This is a genomic window from Mesorhizobium sp. M7A.F.Ca.CA.004.06.1.1, assembly GCF_003999135.1.
Lineage (GTDB): Bacteria > Pseudomonadota > Alphaproteobacteria > Rhizobiales > Rhizobiaceae > Mesorhizobium.
Window position 1 is genome coordinate 1 of the sequence record NZ_RZPQ01000337.1, and the last position, 6,131, is coordinate 6,131.

Below are 6,131 nucleotides of genomic sequence, written 5' to 3' on the forward strand. Positions count from 1 at the left end.
GGGCGGAAGCTGCGCGCATCGCCGAGGATGCGGGCAAGGCCGGGCAGAGCGTTGCGGGTGCCGTCGGTGATCAGCTCGGTCACCGAAACCACCGATATGTCGGCCGGGCTCAGCCGGCGCGAGACGATGGTCTGCAGATTGGTGACCAGCGCGCAGGCGGCGACCAGCGTCTCATTGCCCGCATGCGGCCGCGCGGCATGGCCGCCGAGCCCTTTGAGCACGATCTCGAAGATATCCTCGGCCGACATTATGGGGCCGGCACGGGTCTCGAAATGCCCGATCGGCAAGCCGGGCATATTGTGCAGGCCGAAGATCTCGTCGAAGGGAAAGCGCTGCATCAGCCCATCGTCGAGCATGGCGAGTGCGCCCCTGCCCCATTCCTCGGCCGGCTGAAAGACGAAGCGCACGGTGCCGTCGAAACCGCCCTCACCTGCCAGCAGCTTTGCCGCGCCGAGCAGCATGGTGGTGTGGCCGTCATGGCCGCAGGCATGCATGATGCCAGGATTGCCGGACCGGTAGGGTGCGTCCGATTGTTCTGATATGCGCAGTGCATCCATGTCGGCCCTGAGCGCAATCGCCCGATTGCCGCTGCCGCGCGTCAACGTGCCGACGATACCGGTGCCGCCGACGCCTTCGCTGACGTCATCGAGGCCGAACTCACGCAGTTTGGCAGCGACGAAGGCTGCGGTACGCTTCTCCTCGAAACCGAATTCGGGATGCGCGTGCAGATCGCGCCGCCAGAAAATCATTTCCTGCTTCAGCGCATCGCGATCGAGTTCAGACATTTTCCGCCCCTTCTGACCTAGTTTGCCAGTTGCGCGGCCACATCAAGCAGGATGTTGGCCCCGGCAACAAGCTCGGAATCTTCGGTGTGTTCGCGCGGACTGTGGCTGATGCCATCGGCGCTCGGCACGAAGATCATGGCCGCCGGTGCGATGCGCGCCAGCATCTGTGCATCGTGGCCGGCGCCGGACGTCATGCGCCTGACGCCAAGGCCACGGCGTTTCGCGGCCGCCTCGATTCGTTCGACGATGCGAAGGTCGAAGATCACCGGCTCGAAGCGAGCCAGTTGCTCGACCGAGATCGTCACGTTCTCATCGGTGGCAAGCTGCTCGAGATAGGCGGCAAGCGCCGCCTCCTCCGCCTGCAGGCGCTGTTCGTCGGGGTCGCGCAGATCGATGGTGAAGACGGCGCGCGAGGGAATGACGTTGATGGCATTCGGCTCGAAGCGGATCGTACCCACGGTCGCCACCGTCGGCGCGTTCGAGGCTTTGATCCGGTCGAGCAGGAAGGTGATGGTCCGGGCGGCGGCGTGGCCGGCATCGTTGCGCATCGACATCGGCGTGGTGCCGGCATGATTGGCGACGCCCTCTATGGTGATACGCTGCCAGGAGATGCCCTGCAGATTCTCCACCGCGCCGATCGGCAAACCTTCGCGTTCCAGCACCGGCCCCTGTTCGATGTGCAGTTCGAGATAGGCGTGCGGCTTGAGGAAGCCGGGCTCCCGGTCGCCGGCATAGCCGATGCGGGCGAGTTCCTGCCCCAGCACGCTGCCGTCCGTGCCGACGGCCGCCAGCACCGTTTCGGCATCGATGCCGCCGGCGTGGACCAGCGAGCCCATCATGTCGGGCGTGTAGCGTACGCCCTCCTCATTGGTGAAAGCGGCGACCGCGATCGGGCGCGACGGCGAAAAGCCTGTCGCCTTGAGCGTCTCGATCACTTCCAGCCCGGCAAGCACCCCGTAGCAGCCGTCATAGATGCCGGCATCGATGACGGTGTCGATATGCGAGCCGATGAGCAGCGGCGCCTGCTCCCTGTTGTCCGGGCTTTGCCAGGTGCCGAAAATATTGCCGACCCGGTCGATGGCGACATCGAGTCCGGCCTGCCGCAGCCAGCCGACGAAGAGATCGCGGCCCTGCTTGTCGGTGTCGGAGGCGGCCAGCCGGATCAGCCTGTCCTCGCCGTCGCGACCGACGGCACCGAGTTCGCGGATACGGCCAAGCAGGCGCTGTGCATCGATGGCGATCATGCCGTTGCCTCGGCTTTTCTCTTGCCTTCCAGCACATCGGCCGGGCTCATGCCGATCAGCTCGGCATAGCGATGCGGGTCGGTGGCACCTTCGGTGTTGATCACCAGCACCCGCGATTTGCCGTCCAGTCCAAGCTCGGTCGGGTTGTCAGCCATCGCCCGGATCAGCCCGGCAAGACCAACACCGCCGCTTTCGCCGGCGACGATCACCGGATCGCCGGCGGCCGGCCGGGCCAGCCGCCGCATCACCGCGATGGCGTCAGCCTCATCCACCGTCATGAAGGCATCGGCGGCGCGCGCCAGCACCCGCCAGGCGACCGGGGAGACCTCGTAGCATTCAAGCATGGCCATCACCGTCGGCCGGCAATGCGCGACCTTGACCGGGTGCCCGGCCTGGGCGGCTGCAAAAACACAGGCTGCACGCGCCGGCTCGACCACGATGAAGGTCGGCCTGGCGTCACCGAGCACGATGGCGAGATGACCGGCCAGCGCGGCGGCAATGCCACCGACACCAGCCTGCACAAAGACGTGGGTTGGTGTCCGAGGGAACTGACGCAGCGCTTCGCGCACGATCGCCGTATAGCCCTGCATGACCAGGCTAGGAATCCGTTCATAGCCCGGCCATGAGGTGTCGGACACGACGGTCCAGCCCTTCTCGGCCGAAACCTGGGCGGCCTGCCTGACCGAATCATCATAGTTGCCGTCGACGCGGATCATCTCGGCACCATAGCGGGCGATCGCCGCTATGCGCTCCTCGCTGACGCCGGCGTGGACGAAGATCGCCGCCCGCGCGCCGACGAGTTGCGCGCCTTGCGCAACGGAGCGGCCATGATTGCCGTCGGTCGCACAGGCAAATGTCATCGCAGCAGTGACGGCCCGTACATCAGGCCGATTGAGATCGGCCATATCGACGGGCCGGCCCAGCCGGTTGCCTGCCTCCTCCAGCACCAGGCGGAAGACGGCATAAGCGCCGCCCAGAGCCTTGAAGCTGCCGAGGCCGAGGCGAAAGCCTTCATCCTTGATATGGATAGCGCTAATTCCGAGCTCGCTGGCAAACGCCGGAAGCGCATGCAGTGGCGTCATCAGGTGATTGTCGCGATGGGAAAGAAAACGCTCGACCGTGTCAGCGCCGGCCATGCCGAGGATTTCGGCATCGGCCGGATCGAGTGGCAGGCGATGCAGAGTATTGCGGTTGAGCAGGAACACTGGCGGGCCTCCTTGGCGTTCGGCGAGAATATATTGCAGGATCGGTGCAAAGGGCGCTGCAATATGGCCTCCCAAATGCAAGTTTGTTTCGCCGAGGACCTCTCCATTGCCTGTATCGCCACCCATGCTCGACAGTTTCGATCTCGCCATCCTTGCCATCCTGCAGCGCGACAACACGACGCCGCAGCGGCTGATCGGCGAGGCGGTGAACCTGTCGGCGCCGGCGGTGCAGCGCCGCATCAAGCGCATGGAGCAGACCGGCGTCATCGCCGGCAATGTCGCGGTCGTCGAGCCGGCAGCGGTCGGCCAGCCGATCACCATCTTCGTCGAGGTGGAACTCGAGAGCGAACGTGCCGAACTGATCGACGCGGCCAAGCGGCAATTCTCGGCAACCCCCGAGGTTCAGCAATGCTACTATGTCACCGGCGAGGCCGATTTCATCCTGGTCATCACCGTGGCCGACATGGCCGCCTATGAGGCGCTGACGCGAAAACTGTTCTTCGACAGCAACAATGTCCGCAAGTTCCGAACTTTTGTTGCGATGGACCGGGTCAAGGTCGGGCTGACGGTGCCCTTACCCGGCTAGCGTCAGGCGGCCGAAAAATCCTGCACGGTCTGATCTGGCGCGAGACGAGCGGAGTTCTCGCCGACCTCAGCCTGCCGCGCGCAGCCAGACCTTGTTGTCGTGGAAGGCAGCACCGCCATAGGGCGCCGGCGCATCGGCGCCGGTCAGAACGTTGATGCCTTCGCCGCGCTCATGGGCGCTGTTTGGCCAGATGCCTTCGGCGATCACCACGCCGCGCTTGATCCCGTCAAACAGCTTTGCATGCAGCACGACTTCGCCGCGCGTGTTGCCGACCTCGACGCGATCGCCGTCGGCCAACCCAAGGGCTGCGGCATCGTCGGGATGCAGAAGCAGTTCCGGGCGGCCCTCCTTGGCCTTCGACACCGGCGTTTCCGAAAAGGTCGAGTTGAGAAAATTGCGCGCCGGCGACGTCGTCAGCCGGAACGGATGCGCTTCGTCGGCGACCTCGATCAAGTCGACATGGTCGGGAAATTCCGGCAGAAGCGCCACCGGGCCGAACAGGCCCATGCTTTTCGGCGGCCGGTTGGGGGCCGCCTGCCCGGTCCAGTCGGCGCGGAAACGGAATTTTCCGTCGGCGTGGCCGAACCCCTTGATGAAATGCGCGGTGTCGAAGTCCGGCTGCAGGTCGACCCACTTGTCTTCCTTCAAGCTTTCGAAACTACCCAGCCCGCGCTTGCCCAGGATGATGTCGATATGCTGCTGCTCGGTCATGCCGAAGCCCGGGCGATCGGCGACGCCGAGGCGATCAGCCAATTGCTCGATGACGAAATGGTTGGTGCGCGGCCCCTCCGGCGGCTCGATCAGCTTGGGGCCGAGCGTGATGTGCTGGTTGCCGCCGCCCTTGTAGACGTCGTCGTGCTCGAGGAACATCGTCGCCGGCAGAACGACATCGGCAAGCTTGGCCGTGTCGGTCATGAATTGCTCATGCACGCAAGAGAACAGGTCGTCGCGCACAAAACCCTGTTTCACCAGCCGCTGCTCCGGCGCGACATTTACCGGGTTGGTGTTCTGGATCAGCATCGCCGTCACGGGCGGGCCGCCATAAAGCGCGTCGCTGGCTCCGGTCAGCACCGGGCCGATGCGCGAATGGTCGAGATGGCGGATCGAGGGATCGCGCATCCTGGTGCCTTCCAGAACTTCCTGGTTGAGCTTGAAGATGCCGGAGTTGGAATGGAAGGCGCCGCCGCCCTCATATTGCCAGCTGCCGGTGACAGCCGCGATGCAGGACGCTGCATGCATGTTGACGGCGCCATTGCGCTGGCGCGCGAAGCCGTAGCCGAGGCGGAAATAGGTCTTTTTCGTCGTGCCGACGAGGCGGGCGAAGGCCTCGATCTCGGCGACCGTCAGGCCGGTGATCCCGGCCGCCCAGTCCGGCGTGCGCGTCTTGAGATGCGCTTCCAGTCCTCTCGGATCGTCAGTGTATTTCGAGAGATAGGCGCGGTCGGCCATGCCTTCCTTGAACAGCATATGCATGACCGCGCAGGCCAGCGCGCCATCGGTGCCCGGCTTCAACACCAGGCCAAGATCGGCCTGCTTCATCGTCGCATTCTCATAGACGTCGATGACGACGATCTTCGCGCCGCGCTCCTTGCGCGCCTTGATGGCGTGCGTCATGACGTTGACCTGCGTCACCACCACATTGGTGCCCCAGATCACCACGCAATCGGATTTCGCCATCTCGCGCGGGTCCGGCCCGCGCAAGGCGCCGGCGCCCATCATCCAGCCGGTCCAGGCGAGATTGGTGCAGATCGAACCGAAAAAGCCGGAGTATTTCTTGGCGTGGCGCAGCCGGTCGATGCCGTCGCGCTGCACCAGCCCCATCGTGCCGGCATAATAATAGGGCCAGACCGTCTCCGAGCCGTATTTCTCCTCGGCCGCGATGAATTTTTCGGCGACGAGGTCGAGCGCCGCCTCCCAGCTTGCTTCTTTCCAGGCGCCGTCGCCCTTGGAACCGGCGCGGATCAGCGGCTTCAGCAAACGGTCGGGATGATGGACGCGGTCGGCATAGCGGGCAACCTTGGCGCAGACGACACCGGCCGTGTAGCTGTTGGACTTGGCGCCATGGACGCGGCCGATGCGATTGTCGTCGAGCAGCTCGACCTCGAGCGCGCAGGTCGAGGGGCAATCATGCGGACAGGCCGAATGGCCGATGCGAAGCTTGGCGTGTTGGTTCATGGGGCGAGGTTAACCGGTTCCGGACGCGGCGTGTAGGGCCAGATCTTACCCTCCCCTTGATGGGGAGGGTCGGCGTGTAACGCCGGGGTGGGGTGTGGCGCAGACCCCCACCCCGCTCCGCTTCGCGGATCGACCC

General features: G+C 64.9%; 5 protein-coding genes. 1 reads left to right on the forward strand and 4 read right to left on the reverse strand.

Annotated elements, in window-relative coordinates; genetic code table 11:
- The 3 genes from EN906_RS19615 to EN906_RS19625 form a co-directional block, all read right to left on the reverse strand.
- On the reverse strand, positions 1 to 785 hold a 785-nt coding region (locus EN906_RS19615), incomplete at its 3' end, for an amidohydrolase (protein ID WP_127375317.1).
- A gap of 17 nt (positions 786 to 802) precedes the next feature.
- Positions 803 to 2,029: a Zn-dependent hydrolase gene (locus tag EN906_RS19620; protein ID WP_127268149.1), complete on the reverse strand. Its 1,227-nt coding sequence runs from the start codon at positions 2,027 to 2,029 to the stop codon at positions 803 to 805.
- Positions 2,026 to 3,234 (reverse strand): diaminopropionate ammonia-lyase, encoded by a 1,209-nt coding sequence (locus tag EN906_RS19625; RefSeq protein WP_127268150.1) that lies wholly within the window; start codon positions 3,232 to 3,234, stop codon positions 2,026 to 2,028. Before EN906_RS19625 ends, EN906_RS19620 begins: the two co-directional genes overlap by 4 nt.
- Positions 3,235 to 3,340: 106 nt before the next feature.
- On the opposite strand from EN906_RS19625, the gene EN906_RS19630 reads away from it, so the two are divergent.
- Positions 3,341 to 3,820 carry an Lrp/AsnC family transcriptional regulator gene (locus EN906_RS19630; RefSeq protein WP_164749052.1) on the forward strand — a complete coding sequence of 160 codons (480 nt, stop codon included), beginning with the start codon at positions 3,341 to 3,343 and terminating at the stop codon, positions 3,818 to 3,820.
- Between the two features lie 66 nt (positions 3,821 to 3,886).
- On the opposite strand, the gene EN906_RS19635 is transcribed toward EN906_RS19630, so the two are convergent.
- Positions 3,887 to 5,995 (reverse strand): molybdopterin oxidoreductase family protein, encoded by a 2,109-nt coding sequence (locus tag EN906_RS19635; protein WP_127268151.1) that lies wholly within the window; start codon positions 5,993 to 5,995, stop codon positions 3,887 to 3,889.
- Between the last annotated feature and the right edge of the window lie 136 nt (positions 5,996 to 6,131).

Bases quoted from the DNA above. Each gene is read 5' to 3' on its own strand.
- EN906_RS19620 (WP_127268149.1), bottom strand. From the start codon at position 2,029: ATGATCGCCATCGATGCACAGCGCCTGCTTGGCCGTATCCGCGAACTC.
- EN906_RS19635 (WP_127268151.1), bottom strand. From the start codon at position 5,995: ATGAACCAACACGCCAAGCTTCGCATCGGCCATTCGGCCTGTCCGCAT.